22 protein-coding genes are annotated in these 24,624 nt (G+C 42.2%); 11 read left to right on the top strand and 11 right to left on the bottom strand.

Going from position 1 to position 24,624, the window contains the following annotated elements:
• Window positions 1-260 precede the first annotated feature (260 nt).
• Window positions 261-1,538: a DUF2271 domain-containing protein gene (locus IH598_10205; GenBank protein MBE0638881.1), complete on the bottom strand. Its 1,278-nt coding sequence runs from the start codon at window positions 1,536-1,538 to the stop codon at window positions 261-263.
• 237 nt (window positions 1,539-1,775) lie between these two features.
• Here IH598_10205 and IH598_10200 point away from each other — a divergent pair, with 237 nt between their 5' ends.
• On the top strand, window positions 1,776-2,852 hold the full coding sequence (locus IH598_10200; protein ID MBE0638880.1) for a hypothetical protein: 1,077 nt from the start codon (window positions 1,776-1,778) through the stop codon (window positions 2,850-2,852).
• Between the two features lie 167 nt (window positions 2,853-3,019).
• Here IH598_10200 and IH598_10195 read toward each other — a convergent pair whose 3' ends face one another.
• From IH598_10195 to IH598_10165, 7 genes are all read right to left on the bottom strand, one after another.
• Window positions 3,020-4,522, bottom strand: a complete 1,503-nt coding sequence (locus IH598_10195) for a NapC/NirT family cytochrome c (GenBank protein ID MBE0638879.1) — start codon at window positions 4,520-4,522, stop codon at window positions 3,020-3,022.
• A 135-nt stretch (window positions 4,523-4,657) separates the two neighbouring features.
• Window positions 4,658-5,683 (bottom strand): hypothetical protein, encoded by a 1,026-nt coding sequence (locus tag IH598_10190; protein ID MBE0638878.1) that lies wholly within the window; start codon window positions 5,681-5,683, stop codon window positions 4,658-4,660.
• A gap of 31 nt (window positions 5,684-5,714) precedes the next feature.
• The gene (locus IH598_10185) at window positions 5,715-6,368 is read right to left on the bottom strand and encodes a cytochrome b/b6 domain-containing protein (GenBank protein ID MBE0638877.1); all 654 of its coding nucleotides are present in this window, start codon (window positions 6,366-6,368) and stop codon (window positions 5,715-5,717) included.
• A complete protein-coding gene (locus IH598_10180; GenBank protein ID MBE0638876.1) occupies window positions 6,365-7,345 on the bottom strand; it encodes a cytochrome c3 family protein in 981 nt (326 codons plus the stop codon). Before IH598_10180 ends, IH598_10185 begins: the two co-directional genes overlap by 4 nt.
• 75 nt (window positions 7,346-7,420) lie before the next feature.
• Window positions 7,421-7,837 carry a cytochrome c gene (locus IH598_10175; GenBank protein ID MBE0638875.1) on the bottom strand — a complete coding sequence of 139 codons (417 nt, stop codon included), beginning with the start codon at window positions 7,835-7,837 and terminating at the stop codon, window positions 7,421-7,423.
• A gap of 40 nt (window positions 7,838-7,877) precedes the next feature.
• On the bottom strand, window positions 7,878-8,756 hold the full coding sequence (locus tag IH598_10170; protein MBE0638874.1) for a hypothetical protein: 879 nt from the start codon (window positions 8,754-8,756) through the stop codon (window positions 7,878-7,880).
• An 18-nt stretch (window positions 8,757-8,774) separates the two neighbouring features.
• Window positions 8,775-9,140 (bottom strand): hypothetical protein, encoded by a 366-nt coding sequence (locus IH598_10165; GenBank protein ID MBE0638873.1) that lies wholly within the window; start codon window positions 9,138-9,140, stop codon window positions 8,775-8,777.
• Between the two features lie 218 nt (window positions 9,141-9,358).
• On the opposite strand from IH598_10165, the gene IH598_10160 reads away from it, so the two are divergent.
• Window positions 9,359-10,051: a Crp/Fnr family transcriptional regulator gene (locus IH598_10160; GenBank protein MBE0638872.1), complete on the top strand. Its 693-nt coding sequence runs from the start codon at window positions 9,359-9,361 to the stop codon at window positions 10,049-10,051.
• Window positions 10,052-10,264: 213 nt separating this feature from the next.
• Here the strand turns inward: IH598_10160 and IH598_10155 are convergent, their stop codons facing one another.
• The gene (locus tag IH598_10155) at window positions 10,265-11,734 is read right to left on the bottom strand and encodes a T9SS type A sorting domain-containing protein (protein ID MBE0638871.1); all 1,470 of its coding nucleotides are present in this window, start codon (window positions 11,732-11,734) and stop codon (window positions 10,265-10,267) included.
• A gap of 146 nt (window positions 11,735-11,880) precedes the next feature.
• Between IH598_10155 and IH598_10150 the strand changes: the two genes are divergently transcribed.
• Complete coding sequence (locus IH598_10150) at window positions 11,881-12,432, top strand: AraC family transcriptional regulator (GenBank protein MBE0638870.1); 552 nt, start codon at window positions 11,881-11,883, stop codon at window positions 12,430-12,432.
• A 35-nt stretch (window positions 12,433-12,467) separates the two neighbouring features.
• Here the strand turns inward: IH598_10150 and IH598_10145 are convergent, their stop codons facing one another.
• A complete protein-coding gene (locus IH598_10145; GenBank protein ID MBE0638869.1) occupies window positions 12,468-13,511 on the bottom strand; it encodes a DUF1624 domain-containing protein in 1,044 nt (347 codons plus the stop codon).
• Between the two features lie 186 nt (window positions 13,512-13,697).
• On the opposite strand from IH598_10145, the gene IH598_10140 reads away from it, so the two are divergent.
• From IH598_10140 to IH598_10105, 8 genes are read left to right on the top strand one after another with little or no spacing between them, the layout of a single operon-like run.
• Entirely contained in the window at window positions 13,698-15,839 is a 2,142-nt protein-coding gene (locus IH598_10140) for a hypothetical protein (protein ID MBE0638868.1), read from the top strand.
• Window positions 15,840-15,874: 35 nt separating this feature from the next.
• A complete protein-coding gene (locus IH598_10135) occupies window positions 15,875-16,666 on the top strand; it encodes a T9SS type A sorting domain-containing protein (GenBank protein MBE0638867.1) in 792 nt (263 codons plus the stop codon).
• Window positions 16,667-16,702: 36 nt separating this feature from the next.
• A complete protein-coding gene (locus tag IH598_10130) occupies window positions 16,703-16,951 on the top strand; it encodes a PqqD family protein (protein MBE0638866.1) in 249 nt (82 codons plus the stop codon).
• Window positions 16,941-17,990, top strand: coding sequence for an ATP-grasp domain-containing protein (locus IH598_10125; GenBank protein MBE0638865.1), 1,050 nt, complete (start codon window positions 16,941-16,943; stop codon window positions 17,988-17,990). Before IH598_10130 ends, IH598_10125 begins: the two co-directional genes overlap by 11 nt.
• Window positions 17,991-18,022: 32 nt before the next feature.
• Window positions 18,023-19,381, top strand: a complete 1,359-nt coding sequence (locus IH598_10120; protein MBE0638864.1) for a diaminopimelate decarboxylase — start codon at window positions 18,023-18,025, stop codon at window positions 19,379-19,381.
• A gap of 36 nt (window positions 19,382-19,417) precedes the next feature.
• Entirely contained in the window at window positions 19,418-21,625 is a 2,208-nt protein-coding gene (locus tag IH598_10115; protein MBE0638863.1) for an urea transporter, read from the top strand.
• Window positions 21,625-22,980, top strand: a complete 1,356-nt coding sequence (locus tag IH598_10110) for a hypothetical protein (protein ID MBE0638862.1) — start codon at window positions 21,625-21,627, stop codon at window positions 22,978-22,980. Before IH598_10115 ends, IH598_10110 begins: the two co-directional genes overlap by 1 nt.
• Window positions 22,968-23,591: a tetratricopeptide repeat protein gene (locus tag IH598_10105; GenBank protein ID MBE0638861.1), complete on the top strand. Its 624-nt coding sequence runs from the start codon at window positions 22,968-22,970 to the stop codon at window positions 23,589-23,591. The genes IH598_10110 and IH598_10105 overlap by 13 nt, the downstream gene beginning before the upstream one ends.
• Here IH598_10105 and arsB read toward each other — a convergent pair.
• Window positions 23,588-24,619: an ACR3 family arsenite efflux transporter gene (gene arsB, locus IH598_10100; GenBank protein ID MBE0638860.1), complete on the bottom strand. Its 1,032-nt coding sequence runs from the start codon at window positions 24,617-24,619 to the stop codon at window positions 23,588-23,590. The genes IH598_10105 and arsB overlap by 4 nt on opposite strands.
• Between the last annotated feature and the right edge of the window lie 5 nt (window positions 24,620-24,624).

Below are 24,624 nucleotides of genomic sequence, written 5' to 3'. Positions count from 1 at the left end.
CGACGGGAAAGCCTGTAAAGCTTGTCCTGTAAAGGTAAAACCCGATTGCAAAACTCTTTTGCCGTCATTTAGATTTCAAGACGATTAGGTTTGGATTCTGTTACAAAGAAACTTTATTTCTCTGGCTCAGAGAAAAACTCTGCGGTTCTCTGCGGTTTAACCTTTTTTTTACCGCAGAGTTCCGCAAAGAAGGCGCAAAGAACCGCAGAGTAACTATTTTTCCTGGAACATACAAAACCCTATGGGGACAGCCAAAGCGCCTAATTCACAATCAGCTTTTTTTTGTATTGCAGATCACCTGCAGATACATTCAACAAATAAACGCCGGGCTTAAGCAGATGATCACCAATCTGATAAATTTCGCCTGATTGCAGATTGATCTGAAAATCTGAAAAAACCAATTTCCCCCTGATATCGTACAGGCTGACTTTTGTGTTGTCAATAGTTTCGTCTGAAGTAAGATAAAACGCACCGGCTGAAGGGTTTGGGAACGCAGTTATGGATCCCGAAACAACTTCATTAATACCTACTGTAGTTATTACAACCAATTCAGTATGAACATCACTACCACAATTTACATTACTTGCAGTGAGACTTACCTGGTATTGGCCGTTTTCGATGTAAGTGTGTGAAGGATTAGTAGCTGTACTTGTATTGCCATCACCAAAATCCCATAAGTAAGATGATGCATTTAGAGAGGAATTGGTAAACTGAACATCGGGGCTGTTTACCTGAAAAGAAAAATTAGCCTCAGGCGCCGGATGAATCAGGATATAGCCATCTTTGGTAACAGTGGTTCCTCCATTAATTGTTAAGGAAACTGTTTTTAATCCTGAATTTGAATAAGTAACCGTATGAGGACCTTGTGTATTCGCAGTTGGAGGCACGCTCCCAGCTCCAAAATTCCACGACCACGATGTTGCTCCGGTGGAATTATCGGTAAAAACAATTTCCTGTTGTGGACAAGCCTGGGTTATATTGGCACTGAAGTCTGCAGTAACAGTGATCTCCGGTGTATAAGTCAGTTGCATGTTGATGATGTACTGCTGGTTAGGAGGTGTAATTGAAACAGGTTCCGTACCTTTATTGAAGGTTACTGCATACCAGGGTCCCTGGGCATGTTTGTCGGTGAACTCAATAATCACAGTGTAATTTCCATCAGGCATAACATTTCCACTGAGGTCAGTACAATTCCATTGCACGGTATGGGTTTGATGCTGGGGTAATGTAGCACCGGTAATGGCGTCAGTAACATTGTAATTGCTCGATGCAGCCCATTTGTACAAATACTGCTTTCGCTGGTTGGCCATCGCTTTGCGGGTTTTCACGAAAACACCGTCTTTTTCTACCCAAATGGCCAGTACATGCTTTGGTGCATAATTACCGCCTGCTGGCAAAGTGGTAGCAGTAAAAACTACAGTTCCGGGAGTGTTGTTGGTAGCTTTCACATCAGTGCCGCTATTAAATGAAGTTAGCATTAAAATAGTGATGAAAGCGGCTATTGGTATTAGCAAGAAAACAAGTTTTTTAGATTTCATTTTATTGAGTTTTAAAAATTTTGAAGGTGCAAATATATAGAATTAATTATTCTGGAAATATTTTACCTGAATAAACATGATTTTAGTTTGGACCATGCTTTTATGGTTGTATCAGGTTTTATTTCAGCTGCTGAAATCGGCTAAAACTTTCGGAATTCAGTAAATTTCCAAAAACAAACTCTATATTTGCCAGGTTCCACTGAGAAATAACCGGTAAATTTTTAAAGAAAATCCATATTGAAACAACCTGTCCTTAATAACGGTGAAGTGGACTGCATGAGGAAACCAAAAGAATCTGATGCTGTTACAAAACTTACCGCTTTGTGGGGGTTGAGTGAATCAGCTTTAGGGGGTGTGCTACATGCATTTAAACTTCCATTTCGGGGGATGTTCATTTCGGGTATTGCCATTATTCTCATTAGTCTGATCGCAAAGTTTTCTGACTGGAAAGGGCGGATAACAAGATCAATGTTGATTGTAGTTATGATCAAAGCGCTCATCAGTCCTCACACACCGTTGCAGGCCTACTTTTCAGTAGTTGCCCAGGGAATTTTGGGAGAACTGCTTTTCATCTCTAAAAAAATCAGACTGTTGTCCTCGCTGTTGTTTGGCATCATCGTATCACTGCTGAACGGGTTTCAAAAAATCATTGTTTTAACCCTGATTTATGGCCAACACTTATGGAGAACAATTGACGATTTTTACAATTTCATCAGCCAGGAATGGTTTCCCGCTGTATTACAGCAACATGTTGCATTCAGCCATTGGCTGATTGGCGGTTATATTCTGTTTCACTTAATTGTCGGTGTGGCTGCAGGAATACTTGCCTACATTGTTCCGCTTAAAGTAGAAGCAAAAATGCATGAGTCACCAGAAATCCCAATTTTAAGCAGGGAGTTAATACCAGTATACCCAACGAAACCAGCGTCTAAAAAAGGGCTAAAGCCGACAGGGCTGGCCATCGTTGCTCTGTCGGTTGTAATGATTTTACTCAGTTACCTCTACCCCGAAACAAGCGGATTTGATATTACCGGCATCCTGATCATGCTTGGACGCTCTTTCCTTATTCTCGTTTTATGGTTTTATTTATTGGCCCCTTTGATTAAAACCTACCTGGTTAAAGTTTTTAGGGATAATAGCGAAAGTAACTATGCTGTCGAAGTGGATTCGGTGATCGATGCTCTCCCTTCCATGAAGTTAACCATTGCAGAATCCTGGAGTTCATCAAGCCAATACAAAGGAATAAACAGGTTGTTCCAGTTTCTTATCGGCTCCCTTGCGACTACGCTGAAAGAAACAAAGCAATACGAATAGAGTGGAAACGAAAAATCAGATTTATCTCCGGCACTCCCTTTTAATGGGATGAATCAATGATACTTGAGTAAATTCCTCAAGGGTTCCCGTTTTGCAAACCTTAGCAACAAAGTAGGATTTATCGTAATTCAGAAAAATCGAAATTGCCGCAACAATTTGTAAAATGATCAATACAATTCAAAATGACATTCACTGCAAAGTGTTTCCCGCCAGGCATCTTTGATATCAATCGGGTGATTAAAGTCAAGTGCCTCAAACTGACTTGAATATTCAATGTTGCCGGGATTTCCTTGTGCGATAATGTTATGGCAAAGGTCACAATCACGTGAAATCACTTCACCTGAGGTGGTGGCATGGCGATCGTTATGACAGCGATAACAACCGTTAGTTTCCATGTGACCAAGGTGCGTAGGGTATTCACTCCATGTTACTTTCATGTAGGGAAAAATATTCTGGCTGTAACCCAGTTGAATGGCCTCTACTGCATCTCCAATTTCTTTTTCGTGGGTTTCGAGCATATAATCATAATCAGATGTATAATACTCCCAAACTCTGGACTCGATCGCAGTAAAAGCACTGTCCCTGGTCGGATATTCCTTATTAAGGATTTCCATGGCAAGGTATTTAATATCGGGCAACTCCCCCGAAATCTTTCCTGCAGTAATCAAATCATCAACGAAATTTTGCGGGACCTTATAGTTGTGTGAAGGGCGGTTATGACAATCAATACAGTCCATGGTTTTGACCATCTTAGTGTTAGAAGCAAAATCCTCCCCGGCATAATCCGGATCCTTAAAAATCTTTGTTTCACCGGTTTTTCGGTTAGTATATTTTACCCATGGAATTACTCCTTTATTCTCCGGATCATCAAAGTACTCAATTTGAACATCAGGATTAATGTGCCAGTGGATGCCCTCCTGCAACCCAAGTGCGCTATAGGTAGCACTGGTTTTCATCATCAGGTGGATGTCCCATTCAGTATTGTCGTAATCTGACAGATAAGATTTTTTCACCCTCATCATCGGGTCATAAAACTTTTCGGGCCAGTGGCATTGTTCACAGGTTTCTCGCGCAGGACGCAGATTGTGAATTGGTGTAGGAATAGGTTGTGGGTACTTTTTAAAGGCAACTGAATAGATCTGGTAAAGTCCGGAAAGTTTACTTTTTACATACCAATCTGCTCCTGAACCTACATGGCAATCAACGCATTTCACCCGCTCATGAGATGATTGGTGATAGGCAACATACTCAGGTTCCATCACCTGGTGGCACAGCGTACCGCAAAACTCAACCGATTCAGTGTAATGAAAGGCTTCATAACTCCCAATGCCGGTAAGGGAAAAAAACACGACTGAACCCCCGATAAATATTAGTAATGCATTTCGGGTAGCAATGCGGTTTAAATCCACAACAGGCCATTTGGTTTCACTTTCTTCTGCTTCCTGGATTATCTCCTTTTTATGGGTAAAGTACATTCCGATTGGAATCAGTACAAGTCCAATTACCAGAAAAATTGGAAGAATAATGAAAATGAAAAGCCCCAGGTAAGAACTTCCTGCATCGAAAACCATGGATAGGATAAACAGGAAGAGGATAATGAACAGCGTAGTAACTGCCATGGCAGCGCCAAGCATAGATGTCCAGTTTCGTGCTGAATTTGGAAGTTTCATTGTGTATTCGTTTTTATGATTGATAACGGAGAACCGGTTAAAAACATTTAGCCCTAAATGGGTTAACACTTAGGGCTAAATAGTATGTTATAGTCTTTTATTTAAAGAACTTAGATCATGAGAGCGCATCGAAATTTAGTTGAGTGCTTCCAGCGAATTAACTAAAAGTGCTTTAGTGTAAAGATAATTATGTGCACCATAACTGTGATCGCCATAAACAAACTTATAGTTAATAATTGCACCGGCCTCATTGGGAGAGACAGTGATAGGCTGGGGAACGAGTTCAGAAGCATTTAGAAGCCCTTTTTCCTGAAGTTTCGCAAGTAACTGTGCTTTTAAGTCTTCAATTTCTGCGCGTTTCTCGGCTCTGTTTTCAGCAAGTTCGGTAGCACTTGTATGACATGAGGTGCAACCCGAGTAATTAAATGCTGTTGCACCCGAAGATGTCGTGTAGGACACATTCATCTGGTGACCACCGGAATGCAGATTGGAAGCGGGTGCCAGGTGGCATGTAACGCAACCATCAGTTACAAGAGAGGTATGGGCTGAATTTTCGTAAGGAAGACTTCCGGGAATTTCGAAAGGTCCTTTGCCGGCAATCATGTTGGATTGGGGGCCATAGTGAGGTCCATAACGAGCATTGGTTATGGTAACATCATCGCCACCTGCTATAGGATAAGGTGAAATTGACCTTGCTTGGTGACAATTGGCGCAAAGGTTGGAATTGCCATAATCGTAGGCAAAGTCTCCAACAATTAAATTCACCGGAGCATTGGTTCTTACAGCATAATCATCAGTACTGTAGGACTCATGAATCGGGTGGCAGGTACGACAGTTGATCGGCGTTGGATCTGGCATTAAAACAGATACACCATCAACAAGATAACTTCTGAATCCCTGGCTTGTATGGCATTGTGAACAGCCTACCCCATTCCGGTCAACATTGTTGCCACTTGCATGTGTAGAATAACTGTACTGGGTGAACTTGGTGACAATCGTTTCTGAAAAATCGTGACAAGTCATACAAGTTTCAGTGGCATCTTGTCCGTCAAGTCCCGGAGGGCCCTGAGGGCCTTCTTTAGTACAACTGGTGATCATCAAACTCAATGTGATAAGCATGATAAACATCACCGGGGTCAAAAAAGTAAATTTGTTCGTCATAAAATTTTGATTTGGTTATTAATATTAAAAACTAATTCTTTGTTTCTGTTGGTTCGTGATAATCGTCGTGATCTTCGTGATAACCTGTGAGGATAGTTTTGAATCCAATCGTTGGATTGGGTCCTATTGTTATCACATAAAGATGAATAACAAGAAAAATAGAGATAAAAAATCCTGCAATTGCATGCACCAGGCTGGTAAGCATGATCCCGCTATAGCCCCACACATTCAATACAATAGTTTCAGGATAAATCAGTGCCCATCCTGTAATAAAGGTAACAGGTGTTATTGCATGCATAATAATGTTGTAGGATATCAGCTGAATGGGGTTGAATTTCTGATCCTGACTAACTTTAAAGGGACTTTTTTCACCCCTGAATACTCCGAACAAATAATACCGCATCTGGCGGTAGAAAGAGGTTAAGAACCCTTCAGTTTTAACCACGTAATATCTGCCAATTGCCGTAAATAGAACGCCGAAAAGAAACACAAAATATGATGCTGTTAGTAAGATTCCCGCCATATTATGAAAATTTACTGCGATATCAAACCTGATCAATGGATAGTCCGGACTGGAATATTGCATGCTGATCCCGGTCAATATCAATACGATCATCAGCACAGCATTTACATGATGCCAAACCCGTAACCAAAGAGGATATAGGTACAGTCTTTTCTTTGTCATGATCTTCTCCTTCTGTAATGAATGTATCTGAGTGAAGCATGAATAGCAATTCCGACAAGCACTAGTCCGAAGATTACAATGCTTGCAATATTAAAAAAGTAATTTCGGTTCCCACCGATCAGATAGGCTTCGCTGGTAATAGCGGCATTGAAAAAGCCAAATTTGTTGCGCCTTTCAATGATCTGGTGCTTGTATAAGGAGGCAAAAAGTATGGAATTGGTCGAATGACAATCTACACAATTCTTTACCGCTTCATTGGCCGGAAGTACGTGATGTGCAACAAGAATACTGTCGTTGGTTGCAGCATGGCAATCAATGCACCTGACTTTACGGAAATGCAGGCTTTGGTTGGGAAGCCATTCGTGTTTCGAAAGCATATTGGTTAGCTGCCCCTCAATTAAAACAGCATAATGACTGATGTCGCCATGACAACCCAGACACATCGAATTGTTGTAAGCAACAACGTCGGTGATCGTTCCACCCTTTCGGGCTGTATTGACATACGTATGCGGATTGTGGCAACTCCAGCAACTAAAATTTTCGATTAGATGATTTCCATGCACACTCATCTGAAACTCATCGTGAATGGTTTCAAAATGAAAATCAGCAAAAACATCATTGTTACCATGGCAATCAAAGCATTGGTAAAGAGGCTCAAACTTCACCTCAATGGGATGAGGATGGACTGCATAGTCAGGCGAATGACAATCAGTGCAGGAGAAACCACCATGTGTGGCATTCGTGTAGCGGACGGTATCAATCCTGATTTCTTCATACATTTTCATTGAGACAACATCACCTGTCGATGGATCAGTAAAGCTATATCTCATCGAACCATGGCATTCGAGGCAGACGCGGGAGTCATCACTTAATGGGTGCTTTGGCTCCTGCGTTAAGCCTGCAAGCGATAATGCTAAAAATACCAGAAAAATCCCTCCTTTAAGAGTACAAAAGCCGATTCTGGAGAATTTAGTCATAAGATGGTTTTATCAATTGGATATCAGGTCGGGAATTCAGGGTTGTGTAACCGTCAATTCCCGACCTGATGAAGATTATTTTTTAAAAGTACGGATGTAGTTTATTACTGCCCAACGTTCTTCGAGATCGGTAATCTTACTTTCGAAATTTGGCATTTCGTCACGCCCTATAATTGACATGTAATAAAGTTCGCCATCGTTGTGTTTCTGGAATTCGGCATCACCAAAATCGCCGGGGTGAGTTTTGAGGCTTTTTGCCATCGGGCCGTCGCCAAGACCTGTATTACCATGGCACGACCTGCAATGTTTATTGTAGGTGGCTTTACCGAGTTTGTCCAGCGAAGCGTCTCCCTTGTGAGGGTTTTGCATTTTTTTATACTCAGCCGGGATTTCCCAGGGGGCGCCCTTTTTTTGCTCCTGTGGGACAACAAATGCCAATAGTGCGAAACAGCCTACAGCAATCATGATCATTGAAATTACATTCTTCTTCATCTTAAAATTGTTTTTATGTTAAACTTAATTGATTAGGTACTTAGAAACTCCATAGTCTTATGATCGAAAATCCAAACATCAAATCCCCGTCAGTCCAGTCGTTCTGATTGTAAAGCGCATTGTGCTGAGGGATCATTCCATCAGCGGAACCCATGTAGATATGGAATGCGTGGGTACTGGTTCTGATCTCCCAACCAAATCCCAGGTTTGGTTTGGCCGGATTTAAAAATTCATTGTGTTCGGTTATCCCTTTTACTTTTAACGGAATATCATATTGCAGCAGAATGGATGATTGTGCCGTAATGTTAACTCTTCCGTTAAATCCTACTGATATCTTATCATGATCCTGTTCAGGTTCCACCATGTTATAATGTGTAAAACTTACATTTGCCTGCACCGAAACAGCATCATTGAATCGTCTGCCAACAATCAGTTGGGAGAAATAGGAGAACCGGTTGGTGAACTGGTAGTTGTCACCGAAACTTTCATCCGGCCGGCCATCAATGGCCATATTGGCAAATACACCAACTGCAACCGGAACAGTATTTTGACGGGTTTGCTCGAGGATGGTGTACTTGGCTGAAAAATCGCTATACATGTTCACCCGGCTCAGGCCGTAACCCACCTGGAGATTTTTCATAGGGACATAGTTCAAGGCCATGCGTATGTTTGCTCCAGGTGCGTAAAGGCCAAACAGATCGGAAAAACCGTTTCCGATATCTCCGAATTTATGTTGAATCTGAAATTCAAGCGTCTTTACTGATGGTATCACGGTGGTTTGGTTATCAATAATAATACCGCATGCAAATGGCGCCCTTACAGGACGGTCTTTTTGTACTTCCTGGACTTCTGCCTCCTGGGCAAAGAGTTGAAAACCAAATAACAACGCAATGCTTATAATGAGAAAATTTCTTTTCATATCTGATTTGTTTGTTGATTAATTATTCTTTGCTCCTTGTTTAATCCATTCCAAAACTAAAGATGCCTGGCCTGGTGTGTATTTCACAGAATGATTGCCTGATGGACCTGGCGTTACATAAATGGTACTAAGTTCCGGGTTTGAGAGGTTAACCAGGTCTGGGTTGATCGAATTGTAAGCATTAGCCGCGGTAAGATCAGGTGAAGTTCCTCCTGTTTTGTGGCAGTTAATACAATTGTTCTCCGAAAAAATGGGGACAATATCCGTTGAAAATTTCACCTCAACGGTTGGATCGGGTGGCGCCACCTCAATGAACTCGTACTCGCAGGATATCAATCCCACTGTGATGAAAATCAATACTGTCAAAATCCTTAAGTTGCTCATTGTGTAAATTTTTATTTCTGTTAAGTAGAAAAAATTTCGCTTTACAAAAAAACATATAAAAGTACTGCAAGGTGACAATTATTCACTGATTGTTAATTGAATTCAGATTGATTGATTTTGTTATTTGCATTGATCTAAATCAATGAAAAATTATTTCTTTGTCATTTTATACTTAATTTTGCGGCGTATTTAGAAAATCATAAAATATAGTTTTAAAAATGGGTGAGATCATCAATGGAAACTGCCTGGTATGTAGTCGGCGCGCTGATGTGTTCAGGGCTTTGAATGAGAACGAAATCGCTCAGATTGATTGCCACCGTGTAACCATTCGTTTCAAACCAGGGGAGATCCTTTTTAAGCAAGGGACTCCCTGTCATAATTTGGTTTGTGTTACATCTGGATTGGTCAAACTTTTTGTAGAACATAATAACAGTAGTAATCTGATCATAGGCCTTGCGAAGCCGGTTGAATACATTTTTGTTCCGGGCATTTATATCGATCAACGCCATCATTTCACTGCTGAAGCTTGTGAAGAAACCACTGCTTGTATCATTGATCTGCCTGTTATGAATGAATTGATGAGAACAAATCCTGATTTTTCTTTGGAAGTGATTAAAAAAATCAGTCAGCAGTCCATAAATTTGTATGACAGACTCTCGGGACAAACGCACAAGCATGTTTACGGCAGAGTAGCTGAAACGCTACTCTATCTCTCCAATTCCATTTATAAACAAAATCCTTTCAAACTGACACTTTCAAGGCAAGACCTTGCCGATATGACCGGGATGACCAAAGAGAGTTTTATCCGTGTGCTAAAGAAGTTCAAGGAAGATGAAATTGTCACATCCGAAGGTAATCACCTTGAAATTATCAATTTCCCGATGCTTGAAAAGATTAGTGTGAATGGTTAATTTACTTTTAGAAATTAGAATTTGATATACATTTTGGCTGTCTGGTAATAGCGGGTGGAATCATTTAATAGTACATGAGCGAAGCGATATTTACACTCAGCAGTATTATCCATCGGTATTTACCAATAGAGGTTTATTACTTCCAAAATTCAAAGAAACAAAAAGCCCCCAACTTTTTATGGAAGGGGGCTTACTCGCACAATATTGCGAAGTCTATTTTTTAATCAGTTTGATCTTATTCAATGAATCACCGGTTTGGAGAATGGCAAAATATACGCCGCTGTTTACATTGCTTAAATCGAGTAAGATGCTGTTTTGACCCTCAGATGCAACGTCATTCATTTCATAAACCACTTCACCCAGAAGATTGATCACCTTTAATGATATGATTGTTCCTTCAAATGAATTAAAAATCAAATTGGTGTGGTTATTAAATGGATTAGGGTAGGCTGTTGATTCAAGGATGTCAATAAACTCATTTTCCATGACCAATGTTTTTATCATACTTTCATTACCTGGCATAGCTCCTGCAGCTAATGTCGTAAAGGATTCAGGCCAGCCAAATTCTGTCCATATCCCATTGCAGAAAACACTCAGCTCCCAGGTATAATCCGTTTCCGGAAGTAGGCAAGTGAGAGTAACGGTATTGTTAAGGAAAGCTCCTTTAATCTTATACTCTGTTGTTCCGCTTGGATAAAAGCGAACTTTTGCAGGAACTGTAAGACTTTCCCAACTTAAGGTAGCACCTGTGGATGTAATTTCAGTGGCAACCTGGTTAGTGGGCTCACACACCTGCGTGCTTACGAGGGTTGTAAAAGTTTGTGGCCAGCCATACGCTGTCCACGCTCCGTTGCAGAAAGTACTGATTTCCCAGGTGTATTCAGTCTCTGCAGCAAGAAAACCAAGAGTTACAGTATTATTAAGGTGTGCGCCTCTGAATTTATAATTTGTTGTTCCTGTCGGGTAGTAACGTACCTTGGTGTAGCCGGTGAGGCCTTCCCAGCTCAGAACGGCGGTGTGTGCAGTAATTTCAGTCGCCTGTTGATTGATGGGCTCACACACTACAGTATCTTCAAGGGTTGTAAAAGTTTGTGGCCAGCCATACGCTGTCCACGCTCCGTTGCAGAAAGTACTGATTTCCCAGGTGTAATCGGTATCAGCCAAAAGGAACCCAAGGGTTACAGTATTATTAAGTTGTGCGCCTCTGATTTTGTAATCTGTGGTCCCTGAAGGATAGTAACGTACTTTGGTGTAGCCGGTGAGGCCTTCCCAATTCAGAACAGCGGTATGTGCAGTAATTTCAGTGGCCTGTTGATTGATGGGCTCGCACACTACATTGTCTTCAAGGGTTGTAAATGTTTGTGGCCAGCCATACTCCGTCCATACACCATCACAGAAGGTACTGATTTCCCAGGTGTAATCGGTATCTGCTAAAAGGAACCCAAGAGTTACAGTATTATTAAGGTGAGCACCTCTGATTTTGTAATCTGCAGTCCCTGAAGGATAGTAACGTACTTTGGTATAGCCGGTGAGGCCTTCCCAGCTAAGAACGGCGGTGTGCGCAGTAATTTCAGTGGCTTGTTGATTGACTGGTTCACAAGGAATTTGAGCTTTAACTGAAATACTCAATGAGAGAAACATGATCAAACATGTTGCAGCGAAGAGTCTTTGTAAGTTTTTCATAGTTAAAAATTTTTGGTGAATAATAAAAGTGAATTTAAAATTATTTCAGGTAGCAAAAGTAGCTGGAGTTAACTCCTCCACTGTTATGAAATTTGATAAATTTTGTATAAGATTTTATCTCTATTTTTGTCCCCCGTCAAATTATCATGAATAAAAGGACTCGTCAACGGTTGATTATAAAAAACATGTCTTGCCAATGTTGTTTGAAATTGGTAAGCAGAATTTTCAGGGATGCCGGAGTTGAAGTAAATCATATTGAGCTGGGAGAGGCTGATGTAAGCTTTGATCCTGAGCAGGTAAGCCTGGAGCAAATTACAACATTGTTGGCGGAAGATGGATTTGAATTGCTGCATGATAAGGAGGATCAACTGGTTGAGCAAATAAAAAATGCAGTGATCAACCTGGTGCAATACAGTACATATAATGCCATGGTGCGTAATTCAGATTATCTTGTCGAGCGGTTTGATCTTTCTTACCAATACATTTCCTCAATTTTCTCTAAGCATGAACACCTTACGCTGGAGAAATTTATCATCCAGCAAAAGATCGACAAAGTGAAGGAATTGATTCATCAGGGAGAGTTGAGCCTTAGTGAAATAGCCTATATGATGGGGTACAGCAGCGTTCAGTATCTTTCCACACAATTTAAATCGGTTACGGGAATAACAGTAAGTGACTTTAAAAGAGTTTCAGGTTAATCTGCTTTTTGGATGGCCGACAGTGGAATTTCTACTCAAACTACGAAAGACTGGCTGCGTTTTCTGCTCACTGATAACTTTTTCCAAATAAAAACCAGGAAACTTGATATTATTAAAATTGCTATAAACCAAAGGACCAGCATAATCCCATGCTGAGTCCGATAAATTGCTGTGGCCAGGTTGCCAATGATGAGCCATTGAAAAACATAAAAGACTGTCACATTTTCTCCTACCCAGGCCAGATAACTGAAAAAAGGCCACTGACTGCGATTAACTGTCCAGTATTTAAAAAGCATGACCCAAAAAAGTAAAAACAGCAGGACCCAAGCAACCAGAAATGGTTTTTGGTAATATCTACCGGTTAAGGAGTAGGGAACATCAAAAGCCATCGGTAATGAAATCCAAAGGATTATCAATAATGAAAAAATGAAATAAACAAGTCCCTTTGAAGATACTTGCTCCAATTGGTAGTTTTCGAGAACGATTCTGAAAATAAATCCAACTGTGGGATAAATAATCCAGGGAAGAAAAGGGAAATAGGACCATGCAAATTCTCCCCAGAAAAAAGACTGAAAGTAGGTTATCCAGGTTATTTCTCCTTGATGAACAGGCAAAAAATGATGAATAAAAGCTGCTATGGCTGAAAGTAAGATAAAGGGTAGCAGCTTTTTCCCAAAAAGGTATTTCATGGATGTAAGTAAAATGATGCTGAGCCCTGCAAGAAAAAGAATATCCACACCAAATAAGTAATGCCATGGATTCAGGTCGAGGGCGCCTGTAAAAATTTTAGTCAGTACATGGATGTTCATCCCGATGTTGAGCAAAAAACCAAGCCCGATCAGTTTGAAACCCCTTTGCAGGTCTTGTGTAGGTTTCTTATTTGATGTAGCAATAAAAAAACCCATAACAGCCATAAAAACCGGTGCTGCCGGTGGGCCGCCAAAAAACAGTGTAAGCTTCCCGGCAAAACTTTCAAGTACTTCAGTAGTTGCAAACAGTTTCATGATGTGAACCTGGATCATAAAAATCACTGCAACCCCTTTAAGTATATCCGGAAGTAAAATTCGTTGCTTTGCCATTCCTTTACTATCTTATCAAATTCAATTGAAAAAAACCGTCGCAAACATAACCGGTTTTTATTACAATTGATTTCTATCTTAAAATCTTGTACAAATCAATTTGAATTTCATAACTGCCAGTCAGGTTGTGTACGGTAGTTTTGCATCCGAATTAAAAGCTATTATTTCCCTGAAAAAAGCCAAAATATGAACCTGAGCAAATTATATTACATCCCGCCATTATTTTTTATAGCACTGTTGTTCATTGCTTTTACAAGACCAACAACAGTGAAAACAGCAGGGGGCATTGGTGATGAATTGATTTCACGCATCAACCGGAATACAGACTTGCCTCAGGGCTATAATGATTTGTTCGCAGGATCGGGAACCTGTGCATTGTGTCACAATTCAATGGTCAACCTGCAGGGAAAATCAGTGGCCATTGCCAACGACTGGCGCTCGACGATGATGGCCAACTCGGCAAAAGACCCGCTCTGGCAGGCAAAAGTAAGTCATGAAGGCCTGGTGAATCCAGCTCACAAAGAAACCCTGGAGAATGTGTGCACTACCTGCCATGCACCCGTTGGCAATGTCAATGCACATCATTCAGGACAGGCTTTATATTCTCTTGCTGAAATGAAAAATGACCCGCTGGCAATGGATGGTGTCCAATGCACGGTGTGCCATCAAATTACGCCGGGTTCGTTGGGGTACTTTTCTGGAACTTTCATTACTGGCACAAACAAGATCATCTGGGGGCCATTTGCCAGTCCATTTGCCAATCCCATGTTTTTCAATACCGGTTATACTCCGGTACATAGCAATCATGTGAACGATTCGCGACTGTGTGCTTCATGCCACACGCTATTGACAAACTCAGTTGATCTGAATGGTCTTCCGACAGGTGAAAAGTTTGTTGAGCAGGCCATTTATCATGAGTGGAACAATTCAGTGTTTTCTCAAACCAATATAACATGTCAAAGTTGTCACGTTCCGCGTATTGATGATCCTGTTAAAATGAGTTCTGCTCCTCCCTGGCTGCAACCCCGGTCCCCTTTTGCCATGCATCAGCATGCCGGAGCCAATGTTTTTATGGGACGTTTACTAAAAGAAAATGGAGAAAATATTGGCGTTACAGCCACTGCAGTCCAATTTGATTCAACCATCAATCGTTCAACCAGGATGTTGCAACAGCAAACTCTTGACCTTGTATTAGCAGAAACTGACCGGACAAATGACACCTTGTTCTTAGCACTTACATTGAAAAACAAAGCCGGTCACAAATTCCCATCGGGTTTTCCAAGCAGGAGAGCATGGGTTGAAGTGGTTGCTTTAACTGAATCAGGTGATACTTTGTTTCACAGTGGGAGAGCAGATGAAAACTTCAACTTAATTCATGAGAATAGTACCTACGAACCTCATCACAATCTAATTATCAGCGAGGATCAGGTGCAGATTTACGAAATGGTGATGGGTGATGTAAATTCAAATGTGACGACAGTACTTGAGCGGGCATATCAGCATCTGAAAGACAACCGGTTACCGCCGGTGGGTTTCAACTCTTCACATTATAGTTACGATACAACCAGGATTGCAGGACTTGCGACCATAGACCCGGATTTTAACAAACAAGACGGGATCGAAGGGTCCGGCAGCGACCAGTTGCATTACCATATTCCTCTCAATCAATACTTCGGGCATGTTGAAATTTCCGCCAGGGTTTATTACCAGACGATTAATGATAAATGGCTTGCTGAAATGTTCAGCCATTCTTCCGGTGAAATTAATACCTTCAGATCGATGTATGAAAATGCTGACAGAACCCCAGTACTGGTTGCCCAAAAAACGCTATCAGCACCAGCGGGCTTTAACATTGAGTTAAACCAGGGGTGGAACAGTCTTTCATGTTTTATCACCCCAACAAATGATGATATTGATACAGTGTTGAATCAAATCATCAATTCACTGGTGATTATTGCCGGTGATGAGGGGATGATTTACCCTGCCGGTGGTATTCACACACTCACTAATTTTAATCCTTATAATGGTTACCGGATTAAACTTACCAACGCTGAATTGCTTCGCATCCGCGGTAATACACTGATGAATAAACAGAAATCATTAATCACCGGATGGAACCTGCTGCCGGTACTATCGGGCTGCGATGTTGAAATCGTTAACCTGGAGCCAAAATTTTTAAACCAAATGGCCATCATTGTTGAATTAGCCGGATGGAGGGTTTATTGGCCTGATCAACAGGTTTTTTCATTAACCAGTCTGTCTCCCGGAAGAGCCTACCTGATCAAAATGTACAACACTTCCACAATCACTTTCCCTAATTGCTACTAATACTACTTTTGCCGAAATTTTAAATCTTAATCAATATGAAACACGTAACATTTGTAATTGCATTCGTTATCAGCCTGAATTTTGCTTTTGGGCAAATCACATTTGAAGAAATGTACGACCAATCGGGTACCTATACTTCTCTTGCCAATTCAGGCGACAAATTTTATATCATGCATGTGGCTGCCGAGCAATGCCGGATTTATAACATTGATCATACACCCTGGAAAACAATTCCACTTGTTGTTCCAAACGGTCAATGGCTATATGATATTCGCTTTGTTTCGGAAAATCTTTTTACTACTGATAATAGTCTGTGCCTTGCTTACATCTATTATCTGTACGATGAGCCAGGTCAATATTATACATTTACTGCGAAAGTGGTTAAGGAGGATGGAACTGTTTTACTGACTATCCCGGGCTGCCAGTATATTTATGTCCATACGCTGAGTGACGGAAGTACAAAAATGACTGCCTACAGCTATGACTACTCAATTACTCCCTATACCGTCCAAACGTATGTTTATCATTTGCCCGGACAACAAACTTCTTTTGATGTGGAGGAAAACGCAGTCAAATATAATGCTCTCAATGCATTTCCGAATCCCGCCTTTTCCTTTACGACCATCCCTTATGAGTTGCCTGAGAATGAGCAAACAGGCAATATTTTGCTTTTAAATGGAGAAGGGAAAACCATTCGCACGATTCCGGTTGATCATCACGCAAGGGAGGTTAAAATCGAAACCACCCAGTATCCGAGAGGAATTTATTTTTACCATTTACAGGCAGGTAACTGGCAATCACAGGCTCGGAAGTTGATTATCAATTAAATGAACAATCAGGATTTTATCCAAATAAATCATCCCATGAAAATTAAAAAAAATGTTGCTGTCAGCGCTTCAGGGCTTATTTTTAATCCTGACACCGGGGAGTCTTTTACAGTGAATCCTATGGGCGCATCCATTATCAACGATTTGAAAGAGGGTAAAGCCCAGCTGGAAATAGTGCAAGCTACCATCGGAAAGTATTTTGTTGAGAAAACCACTTTCGAGAAAGACTTTGAGGATTTCCTGGGGTTATTGAAGAACTATTCATTGGTGGAAAATGGCGAATAAAAGACAACTCACAATCGCAGTTTCCGGCTTGAACGCTATTGACAGTCCGGGACCAGGCGTTGCTGTTATCAGGGGTTTGAAAGAAGCCAAATCCTTTGATTGCCGCATTATTGGATTAAGTTATGAATCGCTGGAGCCGGGTATTTTCATGCACGACCTGGTGGATAAAACCTACCTCATTCCCTATCCTTCATCTGGAGCAGAGGTGATCATGGAGCGCCTTGAATACATTCATTCACAGGAAAAACTGGATATCATTATCCCCAATTTTGATGCTGAACTTTACCCATTCATCAAACTTGAAAAACAACTGAAAGAGATGGGAATCCATACTTTTCTGCCAACTCTTGAGCAATTTGAGGAGCGCCACAAAGTGAACCTCGACGAGTTTGGAAGAAAGTATGGAATTAAAGTTCCAAAGGGAAAGGTATATTATGATCTGGGTTCTGCGCAAAAACTTTCGAAGGATTTTGAATTTCCGGTATTGGTTAAGGGAAAATACTACGAAGCCTATGTGGCTTACAATGAAGACCAGGTGAAAACCTACTACAATAAAATCACTGCCAAATGGGGAGCGCCCATCATCATTCAGGAGTTTGTGCATGGCAGCGAGTTTAATGTAACCGGATTAGGCGACGGGCTTGGCAACACGATAGCCGCTGTGCCCATGCGAAAGCAGTATATTACCGATAAGGGCAAAGCATGGGGCGGGGTTTCGATTTCTGATTACCGGATGCTCGAGATGACTAACCAATTTATCAGCCAGACCAAATGGCGCGGGGGGTTTGAGCTGGAGTTGATGAAAGACAAACAGAACGACTTTTTTCTACTCGAAATCAACCCGCGTATGCCGGCATGGATTTACCTCGCAGTGGGCGCAGGACAAAACATCCCTGAGGCGCTTGTTCAACTTGCTCTTGGCGAGGAAGTACCCCCTTTTACCGATTACAAAGTCGGAAAAATGTTTGTCCGCTACGCCTGGGATATGATCGTGGATATAGAGGAGTTTCAGCAAATTTCAACCAATGGAGAACTTTAGTTTTAATCATCAGTCATTAAGCAGTAAATAAAATGGAAAAATTAAGATATGAACGACCGGTAATCAAGCGATTGGAAACTGACATGCCCAACAAATTTGGGGCTCGTGTTGACCGGACACCAAAAACAAATATTGACGGAGTTTCAGTGAAATCGTTGATTGAAGAGTATGGCTCCCCGCTGTTTGTGCTTTCGGAAAAAGCGATCCGGAGTACCTTTCAGAAAGCAAAAAAGGCTTTTACAATGCGGTATCCTAAAGTGCAGTTTGCCTGGTCGTTCAAGACCAATTACCTGGACGCTGTATGCAATATTTACCACCAGGAGGGCGCATGGGCTGAAGTCGTTTCAGGTTTTGAATACGACAAAGCGGTTAAAAACGGTGTTGATCCGCGGAAAATCATTTTTAACGGTCCCGATAAAACAGTCAGCGACCTTACAAAAGCCATCGTCAACGACTCCCTCATTCACATTGATCACCTCGATGAACTTTATACGATCATCGAGCTGACAACCAAGCTAAATAAAAGGCCCCGCGTGGCTATTCGGGTGAACATGGACACCGGTATTTATCCGATCTGGGATCGTTTCGGATTCAATTATGAAAATGGCCAGGCATGGGATGCGCTCAATAAAATCATGGCTTCCGGGAAAATGGACCTGGTGGGATTGCACTGCCACATCGGAACATTTATTATGAGCACAAAAGCTTATGGAGTCGCAGCACTCAAGCTGACCGACCTTGCCCTCGGGCTTAAACGTAAGTATGATCATCATGTGAAATATATTGACCTGGGTGGTGGGTTTTCATCCAGAAATACGTTGAAAGGTGCTTATCTCCCGGGTATGGACACCAGCCCATCATTTGATGATTATGCCGAAGAAATTTCTTCAGCACTCCTCAATGCTGAGTATCCGCCTGATGATCTGCCTTTACTGATTCTTGAAACCGGCCGGGCATTGATTGATGAAGCTGGCTTCCTGCTGGGAACTGTTATTTCCAACAAGCGATCCTCAACCGGCAAACGCACAACCATAGTGGATATAGGGATTAATTTGTTGTTTACCTCCTTCTGGTACGATCACAAAATCACACCGGCCCAGGAGTTTTCGCAATATACCGAGGAAACCACCATGTATGGCCCGCTGTGCATGAACATTGACGTAATCCGCGAAAATGCCGTGCTGCCGCTGCTCAACAAAGGCGACCATTTTGTGATCCATTACGTTGGCGCCTATAACATGACCCAGTGGATGCAGTTTATTAACCTTCGTCCCAATATTGTGCTGATTGACCTGGAAGGGAAAGTGCATATCATCAGGCACAAAGAAACAATGGATGTGTTTGACCAGATCGAAAACACACCGGAGCATCTGAAAAAGTTTGAGCTATAATCCGCGGGATTTCAAGATTGTTTTACTTTCGTGCCGATGAACAAAAAAATCGAAGAAGCAACGGTTTTGTTTTTCCTTGAAGGGATATTTCTGAGCTACTCGCAGGTTTTTTTTTCCAAGCAAAAAATCTTTGCGTTTATCCTTATCCTTGTTTCTTTTTTCGATTGGAATGCAGGATTCAGCGGGCTGATTGCAGTAACCACAGCCAACCTGGCTGCCATCCTGATCGGGTTTAACAAAAACCACGTATCCCAGGGATACTATGGCTTCAACAGCCTGATGGTCGGACTGGGAATGGGGTTGTTTTACCAGCCGGGCATCGAATTCTTCCTTGTGGTCATTTTTGCCTCGTTGTTTACCTTTTTCCTTACCATCTGGTTCCAGGGTATTTTCTGGAAATACGGTCTGCCATACATGAGTTTGCCGTTTCTATTCGGCATCTGGATGGTGAGTCTTGCTTCGAAGGAATTCACTGTTCTTACTTCAAGTGACCGTGGCCTGTTTATACTGACGGAGATTTACAGGTATGGCGGAATGCAAATGGTCAACCTCTATTACTGGGTCAACGATCTGCCGGTACACAGCGCAATTCTTGTTTATTTCAAGTCGCTGGCCGCCATTTTTTTTCAGTATAACCTGCTGGCCGGAATGCTTATAGCCATCGGTTTGCTGATTTATTCGAGGATTGCATTCCTTTTGTCGCTCACAGGTTTTTTTGCTGCCTGGTTTTTTTATATGGCACTGGGCGCTGATCTTACCGATTTAAGTTACAGTTACATCGGTTTCAATTTCATTTTTACGGCCATCGGCCTTGGCGGTTTTTACATCGTGCCCTCGCGATGGGCTTTTTTGTGGGTGATATTACTCACTCCAATTACCGCTATCATCATAAGCTCTTCAGGTGTTTTTTTCGATTTGATTGAATTGCCCATTTATTCGCTGGGTTTCAATGTGGTGGTGCTGGTGTTTTTGTATGCCTTAAAATTAAGGGAGCGTCAATTCTTCAAACCTGAACTGGTGATTGTTCAGCGTTTTTCACCTGAGCGGAATCTTTATTCTCAGCACAACTACAAATCGAGGTTCGATACCAAAGCGATCATTCACATCATTCTCCCCTTCCTCGACGAATGGACAGTGACCCAGGGGCATAACGGCGAACATACACACAAGGAGGAGTGGCGCCATGCGTGGGATTTTGAAATTACAGGTGAAGATGGAAAAGTGTATTCGGATTATGGTTCAACGGTTAATGATTATTACTGTTACGGAAAACCTGTGCTGGCGCCCGCCGATGGGCTGGTGCAGGAAATCCGTGATGGCGTTCCGGATAATACTGTTGGTGAAATGAACCTTGGGAACAATTGGGGGAATACCATTGTGATCAAACATACCGAAACTATCTATTCAAAGGTGAGCCACCTGAAACCGGGCAGCATCAAGACCTTTAAAGGGGCCTATGTAAAGCGGGGCGAAGTAATTGCTTACAGTGGAAATTCAGGCCGTTCGCCTGCGCCTCACCTTCATTTTCAAATCCAGTCCGACCCCTTTATCGGTGCAAAAACCATTGATTTTCCGATAGCCAATTATCTCTTGAAAACCAAAAACGGGTATGAGCTAAAAACCTACGAGCGACCGGCAAAAAATCAGGTAGTGACCAATGTAGTGAAAAATGACTCCCTCGCCAAAGCATTTGCTTTTATTCCCGGGCAGGCCATTACTTTTGAAATGAGCGAAAATGGGGGCAAAATAAAACTGGTCAATTGGGACGTGAAGGCTGATATGTACAACTACACATACCTTGAATGCAGGGAAACCGGATCAAAAGCCTATTTTTACAACGAAGGAAACCTGTTCTACTTTACCCATTTCGAGGGAAGGAAGGACTGTTTCCTCTATTATTTCTACCTGGGCGCCTATAAAATCGTGCTGGGTTTTTACAAAAATCTCGAAGTGAAAGATGTCTACCCGCTGAATGCATTCAAAAACGGGGTGATGCTGTTCCTTCAGGATTTTATTGCACCATTCCGCATCTTTATGCAGGCAGATTTTGAGTTGAAATATTTGAAGCTGGAAGATAACTTCGTTTCGTCGAGCATCAGCATTTCCTCATCCACGAGCCTGAAAGCGATGAAAAAGCAGTTGGAAAGGATTGATTTCTCTATGGTTATTGGCAATGGCCGGATTGAGCGTTTCACAGCGAAAGGGAAAAATGTATCCATCAGTGCAAATGAAATTAAATCGTAATGGCCATCAATAAATCAAGATATAAGTTATTTATTCTGCGATTGCTGTTTTACACCATCTGGACTGGCGTGATGTTGATGTGCTCTCCGGCAAAAACCTTTGGCCAGGAAAAAAGCGGGTTTCAGTATGCAGACAGCCTGACTTACAACCTTTACCTGAACTCAGAATGGAAAGCGCTGACCAAAGCAGGCAATGAAGCCCTGGATCAGGGGCTGGATTACTACTATTTGCGGATGAGAATCGGGATTGCATTTTTCAACCTCGAAAATTACCGGATTGCTGCGGTTCATTTTGAAAAAACGCTCGAATTCAATAAAGGGGATGCTGTTGCTCTTGATTACCTGCAAAAATGCCTGGAGTGGGGTGGGATGGAGGTTGAAGCGGCATGGCTTTCAAAAGAATATCCAACGGTAGTTGCCGGAAAAGTGGTTAACAGTGCTTCTTTGTTTTATGGCCATGCCTTTTCGGGAAACGAAGAAGCACTTGACAAGCTGGATATTGACGGCGAAGCAAATATTTATGGCGAAGTGATCGGAACCGGGAATATCTCATACATCCATGCGGGTTTGAACTTCTCGCCGGCGAACTACCTGCGCTGGTATGCCGGTTACACCAACATGCAGGTGAGCAAGCACCAGAGAGTTGTCATGGATGGAGTTGATACACTCGAAAATAAATACACTCTTAATCAACATCATGTTGTCGGAAGATTTCCCGTTCGTCTTGCCAAAGGATGGAACCTGGTTCCTGCAGTTGACCTGATCAATGTGAACGATCGCCCGGTAATTGTTTCTTACGACAACGATTTGAATGCCTATAATTTTGCCGATGAAGAAATTACCTACACGGATTATATTGTTGGGTTGAAGATTTTCAGGGAATTGCCGCGCTGGAGCCTTGGCGCTGCTATCAGCCGGTCGGACCTGAACCGGGAGAATCAATGGCAAAGCTCTTTCATTGCAGGGGTTTATCCGGCAGGAAACCTTAATTTGTATGCTTTTTCCACTTTTTCGGTATTCATGGAAAATGAGGAAACGAATTTCCATTTCAAGCAAACCATCGGCGGCAAAGTTCATTCCCGTCTCTGGTTGCAGGGCAGCACACATTTCGGCCATTTGAAGAATGCGCACGACGAAACCAGCCTGGTGGTTTTTAATTCGGTCGGAAATATTGTTTCAAGGTCAACCGCGTCAGCAATCATTTTCATTAGCGAAAAAGTAATTTTGCAATTGGATTACAGTTTCATTCAAAACGAAGACAGTTACCTCGGATTTATGGATTATGAGTCTTACAGGTTTCAAACATACAGTTATGATAATCATCATATTATGGGAGGAATAAAATGGAAATTTTAAAAACAGCAATCATCGTACTTTTTATGATGATCACCATTTCATGGTCATCATCTGCTCAAAATGAAAAGAAACTCCAGGATGCGTTTGCAACCAGCTACAAACTGGAGACGGAGGGGAGTTACAGCAAAGCCATTGATGTGTTGAAAAGCGGGTACGACGAAATGTCCTATCCGATTAACATCCGATTGGGCTGGCTTTCGTACCTCAACGGCTCATTTACTGAGTCCGCAGCTTATTACAACAAATCCATCCAGTTGATGCCAATGAGCATCGAAGCCAGGCTGGGTTTTGCATTGCCGGCATCGGCTATGGGCAACTGGGATCATGTGGTGACCCGATACAATGAAATCCTGAAAATTGACCCCAACCATTCCCTGACCAACTACAGAATGGGGCTGATCTATTACTACCGCGAGGATTACGCCACCGCTTTCAAATATTTTGAACGCATTGCCAATATGTACCCGTTCGACTACGACGCCATTCACATGTTTGCCTGGGTTCATCTGCGCCAGGGAAAGAAAAAGGAGGCGCATGCCCTATTTCACAAAGCATTGCTCATTCGACCAAACGATGCATCGGCCCTCGAAGGGCTGAACCTTTCGAACTAATATTTCCACTTGTTGGCAAGTGCCACCAGCGAAAGCATCACAGGCACTTCTACCAGCACGCCCACCACAGTAACCAGCGCTGCCGGCGATTGAAGCCCGAACAATGCGATGGCAACGGCCACAGCCAACTCAAAAAAGTTGCTTGCGCCAATCATGGCTGCCGGAGCACAGATACTATACTTCAGCTTCATCCATCTGCCGCCAAACCAGGCAAGGAAAAATATAAAATAGGTTTGAATGACCAAAGGAATGGCAATAAGCAAGATGATAAACGGATTGTTGAGAATGTTTTGCCCCTGGAAAGCAAACAACAAAACCAACGTGATCAGCAGCGCCAAAATACTTACGGGCTTCAGTTTAGGAAGAAATTCCTGCTTAAACCACTGCTCTCCTTTCGATTTTAGTAAAATGCGCTGGGTAATTACCCCCGCCACCAAAGGCACTACAACAAAGATCACCACGCTGGCCACCAGTGTACCATAAGGGATCACTACATTGGTTATCCCAAGCAACAATCCTACGATTGGGATAAAAGCAACCAGAATGATCAGGTCATTCACCGAAACCTGTACCAGCGTGTAATTGGGGTCGCCGTCAGATAGGTACGACCACACAAATACCATTGCAGTGCAGGGCGCGGCACCAAGCAGAATGGCGCCGGCAATGTATTCCCCAGCCAACGAAGGATCAATGTAGGCCTGATACAGTTTTGAGAAAAACAGCCAGGCAAAAAAGGCCATCGTAAACGGCTTGATCAGCCAGTTAATAATCACCGTCCAAATGACGCCAAGCGGCTTTTTGCCGACTTGCTTAATGCTGGTAAAATCAATCTGAAGCATCATCGGATAGATCATCAGCCAGATCAGGATAGCTACCGGAATATTCACTTTCGAGATTTCCAGATTACTGATCACTTTGATGCTATCGCCGGCAAGACTGCCAATCAATATTCCCCCACCAATGCAAAGGGCAACCCATAATGTAAGATATTTTTCAAAAAAGCCGATGGATTTTTTAGTAGCTGTCATTTCGA

Source organism: Bacteroidales bacterium, from assembly GCA_014860585.1.
Taxonomy (GTDB): Bacteria; Bacteroidota; Bacteroidia; order Bacteroidales; family 4484-276; genus RZYY01.
This window is presented reverse-complemented; position numbering and strand designations above follow the sequence as displayed.

Coding starts and splice junctions, on each gene's coding strand:
- IH598_10205 (MBE0638881.1), bottom strand. CDS start 1,538: ATGAAATCTAAAAAACTTGTTTTCTTGCTAATACCAATAGCCGCTTTC.
- IH598_10170 (MBE0638874.1), bottom strand. CDS start 8,756: ATGAAAAGAAATTTTCTCATTATAAGCATTGCGTTGTTATTTGGTTTT.
- IH598_10175 (MBE0638875.1), bottom strand. CDS start 7,837: ATGAAGAAGAATGTAATTTCAATGATCATGATTGCTGTAGGCTGTTTC.
- IH598_10140 (MBE0638868.1), top strand. CDS start 13,698: ATGAACCTGAGCAAATTATATTACATCCCGCCATTATTTTTTATAGCA.
- IH598_10195 (MBE0638879.1), bottom strand. CDS start 4,522: ATGAAACTTCCAAATTCAGCACGAAACTGGACATCTATGCTTGGCGCT.
- IH598_10110 (MBE0638862.1), top strand. CDS start 21,625: ATGGCCATCAATAAATCAAGATATAAGTTATTTATTCTGCGATTGCTG.
- IH598_10155 (MBE0638871.1), bottom strand. CDS start 11,734: ATGAAAAACTTACAAAGACTCTTCGCTGCAACATGTTTGATCATGTTT.
- arsB (MBE0638860.1), bottom strand. CDS start 24,619: ATGACAGCTACTAAAAAATCCATCGGCTTTTTTGAAAAATATCTTACA.
- IH598_10125 (MBE0638865.1), top strand. CDS start 16,941: ATGGCGAATAAAAGACAACTCACAATCGCAGTTTCCGGCTTGAACGCT.
- IH598_10115 (MBE0638863.1), top strand. CDS start 19,418: ATGAACAAAAAAATCGAAGAAGCAACGGTTTTGTTTTTCCTTGAAGGG.
- IH598_10105 (MBE0638861.1), top strand. CDS start 22,968: ATGGAAATTTTAAAAACAGCAATCATCGTACTTTTTATGATGATCACC.
- IH598_10180 (MBE0638876.1), bottom strand. CDS start 7,345: ATGACTAAATTCTCCAGAATCGGCTTTTGTACTCTTAAAGGAGGGATT.
- IH598_10160 (MBE0638872.1), top strand. CDS start 9,359: ATGGGTGAGATCATCAATGGAAACTGCCTGGTATGTAGTCGGCGCGCT.
- IH598_10130 (MBE0638866.1), top strand. CDS start 16,703: ATGAAAATTAAAAAAAATGTTGCTGTCAGCGCTTCAGGGCTTATTTTT.
- IH598_10150 (MBE0638870.1), top strand. CDS start 11,881: ATGAATAAAAGGACTCGTCAACGGTTGATTATAAAAAACATGTCTTGC.
- IH598_10190 (MBE0638878.1), bottom strand. CDS start 5,683: ATGACGAACAAATTTACTTTTTTGACCCCGGTGATGTTTATCATGCTT.
- IH598_10135 (MBE0638867.1), top strand. CDS start 15,875: ATGAAACACGTAACATTTGTAATTGCATTCGTTATCAGCCTGAATTTT.
- IH598_10165 (MBE0638873.1), bottom strand. CDS start 9,140: ATGAGCAACTTAAGGATTTTGACAGTATTGATTTTCATCACAGTGGGA.
- IH598_10185 (MBE0638877.1), bottom strand. CDS start 6,368: ATGACAAAGAAAAGACTGTACCTATATCCTCTTTGGTTACGGGTTTGG.
- IH598_10145 (MBE0638869.1), bottom strand. CDS start 13,511: ATGGCAAAGCAACGAATTTTACTTCCGGATATACTTAAAGGGGTTGCA.
- IH598_10120 (MBE0638864.1), top strand. CDS start 18,023: ATGGAAAAATTAAGATATGAACGACCGGTAATCAAGCGATTGGAAACT.